This window comes from Christensenella sp. (assembly GCF_034927525.1).
GTDB lineage: Bacteria > Bacillota > Clostridia > Christensenellales > Christensenellaceae > Christensenella.
This window is the reverse complement of sequence record NZ_JAYFPU010000131.1, coordinates 1-3,166: the sequence shown is the minus strand read 5'-3', so window position 1 is coordinate 3,166 and position 3,166 is coordinate 1. Positions and strand designations below refer to the sequence as shown.

The 3,166-nt window shown below is 51.5% G+C and carries 4 protein-coding genes and 1 riboswitch; of the genes, 1 reads left to right on the top strand and 3 read right to left on the bottom strand.

Annotated elements, in window-relative coordinates:
• From VB081_RS15005 to VB081_RS05280, 3 genes are all read right to left on the bottom strand, one after another.
• Positions 1 to 148 (bottom strand): ATP-binding cassette domain-containing protein (locus VB081_RS15005; RefSeq protein WP_442872710.1); only part of this gene is annotated, 148 nt, incomplete at its 3' end.
• 3 nt (positions 149 to 151) lie between these two features.
• Positions 152 to 1,159: a FecCD family ABC transporter permease gene (locus VB081_RS05285; RefSeq protein WP_323399793.1), complete on the bottom strand. Its 1,008-nt coding sequence runs from the start codon at positions 1,157 to 1,159 to the stop codon at positions 152 to 154.
• Positions 1,160 to 1,177: 18 nt separating this feature from the next.
• Positions 1,178 to 2,149, bottom strand: coding sequence for an ABC transporter substrate-binding protein (locus VB081_RS05280; protein ID WP_323399792.1), 972 nt, complete (start codon positions 2,147 to 2,149; stop codon positions 1,178 to 1,180).
• A 132-nt stretch (positions 2,150 to 2,281) separates the two neighbouring features.
• A riboswitch (cobalamin riboswitch) is annotated at positions 2,282 to 2,459 on the bottom strand.
• A 78-nt stretch (positions 2,460 to 2,537) separates the two neighbouring features.
• On the opposite strand from VB081_RS05280, the gene VB081_RS05275 reads away from it, so the two are divergent.
• A partial coding sequence (locus VB081_RS05275; protein WP_323399791.1) for a hypothetical protein occupies positions 2,538 to 3,166 on the top strand: 629 nt, incomplete at its 3' end.

The window sequence follows — 3,166 nt, the reverse complement described above, 5'->3', positions numbered from 1 at the left end:
ACCCGGATACCACGCGCAACAACGTCGTTTTCCCCGCGCCATTCGGTCCCAGAACACCCACCATGCCGCTGTCAAACGTCAGGGAGATATTGTACAGAATAGGCGTATCATCTATGGTAATATCCACATTTCTGATCTCAATGCCCATCGTCTATACCCCCTTCCTGCCGCGCCGCAGCAAAAAGATAAAGAACGGCACGCCCAGTATGGACGTCACGATACCCACAGGCATCTCCTGTCCGCTCAATATGACGCGCGCAATAATATCGCACACAAGTAAATAAGCGCCCCCGCCCACAAAACACAAAGGCATCAGTTTTTTATTATCCGGCCCTGCAATCATGCGCAAAAGATGCGGCACCATCAGCCCTACAAAACCGATGATCCCGCTCACCGACACCGCGACCGCAGACAGCAGCGAGGTCAGTATCAGTATGTTCCTGCGTGTCTTATGGGTATCCACGCCTAAACTACGCGACACCTCGTCCCCGTTGAGCATGATGTTTAAAGGCTTTGCATAGAACATCAGCAGCGTCGAGCAAACAAGGATCGCTGGCAGCGCGATGGTAATCTTTTCCCACGACATGCTCGCTAAGCTGCCCATATTCCACATCACGACACTTTCCATCTTGTCGCGGTTAAGAAGCATGATCAGGTAAATAATAGCCGAAAACATAGCGCTCATGGAAAAACCGGACAACAGCAGCGAAAAAGTCGATACCTTACCGCGTATGCGCGAAATGTTATACACCACAAACACGGCAATCAGAGCGCCTAGAAAGCTGAATACGGCAACTGTTCCCGCGCCAAACACTGTAGCTGTCGTCAAAAACGTCATGGCGACCGTTGCCCCCAGCGCCGCGCCGGACGAAACACCCAGCACAAACGAATCCGCCATCGGGTTTTTAAACACGCCCTGCAGGCAGCATCCTGAAACAGCCAGCGCCGCTCCCACCAAAAACGCACCGATCGCACGTGGCAGACGAATATTCATAAAGATATTGTACACGGCGTCAGAAGCCGTACCGTCAAGAACTTTCACAAACTCCGCAAACGAAAAGCCCGAGCTTCCCACAAAAAAGGCGCACACAAAGGCGGCAATGCCGCCTAAGATGAGCGCCAGTAAGATCACCTGAAATTTTACAGGCTTTTTGGCCATACGTTAACCTCTTTGAACTTATTTATTCAAAATCTCGCTGATCTCAAGGATCGCCTCGCCGATGCGCGGGCCGGGGCGTGTGAATACGTCCGCGTCTATTGCATATACATTCCCATTTTTGACAGCAGTCAAATCCTTATATCCAGCGATCTTTGCCAAGTCCTCCGTGCTGCCCATACTCCCATCCATCAAAATGATGTCCGGGTCTGCCGCCGCAAGGTCTTCCAGCGAATACTCGATCCACGGGGCGGGCTGGTCTGCCGTCACGCACTTGCCACCAGCAAGCTCGATCATCGTATTGATGAAGCTGCCAGGGCCGCTCGTCCAGTTGCCCATATCGCCATAGCTCATCGCATAATAAACAGTCTTTTCCTCCGCCGGCTTTTTATCCTGCGCATTTTTCACGACCGTGTCAATACCGACTGCCAGTTGCGCCGCCTCGTCCTGTGCGCCTACAACTTCTCCCACCAGCTCAATGGATTTCGAAATATCTTCAAATGTCGTCGCTTCCACGACTACCACCGTGATGCCCAGCTCTTTTAACTTATCGACCGCATCCTGCTGCAGGCCGATCCCTGCCAGCACAACATCCGGTTCTTTTGCCGCAACTTTTTCCACATCCGGCCCATTGAAGTCCCCTACGATATCAATGCTCTGCGTAATTTCCGGATAGTTCGAATTCGCGTCGATACCTACCAACTGCTTGGATGCACCCAGCGCGCATACGATTTCTGTGCCCGCAGGCGTCAAGGAAACGATCTTATCTGCTTTTTCGACGGCAACTTCATTGCCTGCCATATCTGCGACGGTCACTCCCGCCGCAACAGAGGCAGACTCCGAAGGCTGTACCGATTCAGACGGCGCCGCTGTTGTGCTCGTGCTTGCCTCCGCGCTTTGCGACGACGCTGCCGGTACAGGCTGTGCGCATGCTGCAAATACGGCGACCGCAAGTAATACGCATACCAATAGTGAGATGATTTTTCTGTTCATATAACATACTTCCTTTCCATTTTTACCATCAAGCACATTGGCGTCACGCACGGGCGTTTCGTTACATAAAAAAACACCTTTCCGGCTGATGCAAAAAGGCATTACGCGCTTTTGTTCTTCCCGCCGAAGAAAAAAACTTCCCGATTCATGGCAGGTCTTCCGGCTTGACTTCATTGCGGCTTGTGCGCCTTCCCGGCTTTCACCAGTGGCTAACCTGCACAAACGCTCCGTCATACGGCAGCGGTGGGCTGCAGCGGCATACGCTTTCCCTATTATCCGGTCTCCCGGCACCATAAATGCTTTGATGATTCTTTCATATCATACCACACCTCCCGTCTTTTCGCCATCCCCATTTTGCAGTATAATGAATAAAAAGAGGGGGAGTTTTATGATCATCGAAATCATCCAAAAGAGGACGCGTGAGCAAAACCTGTTCGAATTTAACGAAAACGGCAAAACGCTTTATCTCACCCGCCTGCCGTGGCGAAGCGTTTCCCCGCCCTTGCCGCACGAAAAATTCCATACCCTCACCTTAGACAGCCCGCGCCGAGAGCCGCTTTTTTCCCTGCGCTTCCAACCGTTCGACGAGATTTGCTCATTTCCGTTTACAACGAATAAACGCTATGATGCGTATACCGTAACGGGAAAATACGGCCTTGCCGGGTCGTTTTATGCCATGTCAAACGGTCGTCTCGAAAACGAGATATACTTGACCTGCCAAAATAAATTATTTACCTGCTATGACCGTGCACAAGGGTCGCGCCGCCTGCTTTCCATTTTCCATATGGGCAGCCAGTGCGCACAGGTCACCTCGCCGCTCTCAGAGCAAGGATTTGACCGGGCGTACACCCTGCACATCGCTCCAAGATTCGACTATTTGTTGCCTCTGCTGTGCTTCTTTACATTATATTGGGACTTTGAATCGGATGACAGGACGGGTTTTTATCCAAGCGCCCACACTGTTTCGTGGCAATATTCCTTCAAAACCGATCATTACGATCCCGACTGGATCAAAAA

Excerpts from the sequence above, each read along its gene's own strand:
- VB081_RS05285 (WP_323399793.1), bottom strand. The coding sequence starts at position 1,159 with ATGGCCAAAAAGCCTGTAAAATTTCAGGTGATCTTACTGGCGCTCATC.
- VB081_RS05280 (WP_323399792.1), bottom strand. The coding sequence starts at position 2,149 with ATGAACAGAAAAATCATCTCACTATTGGTATGCGTATTACTTGCGGTC.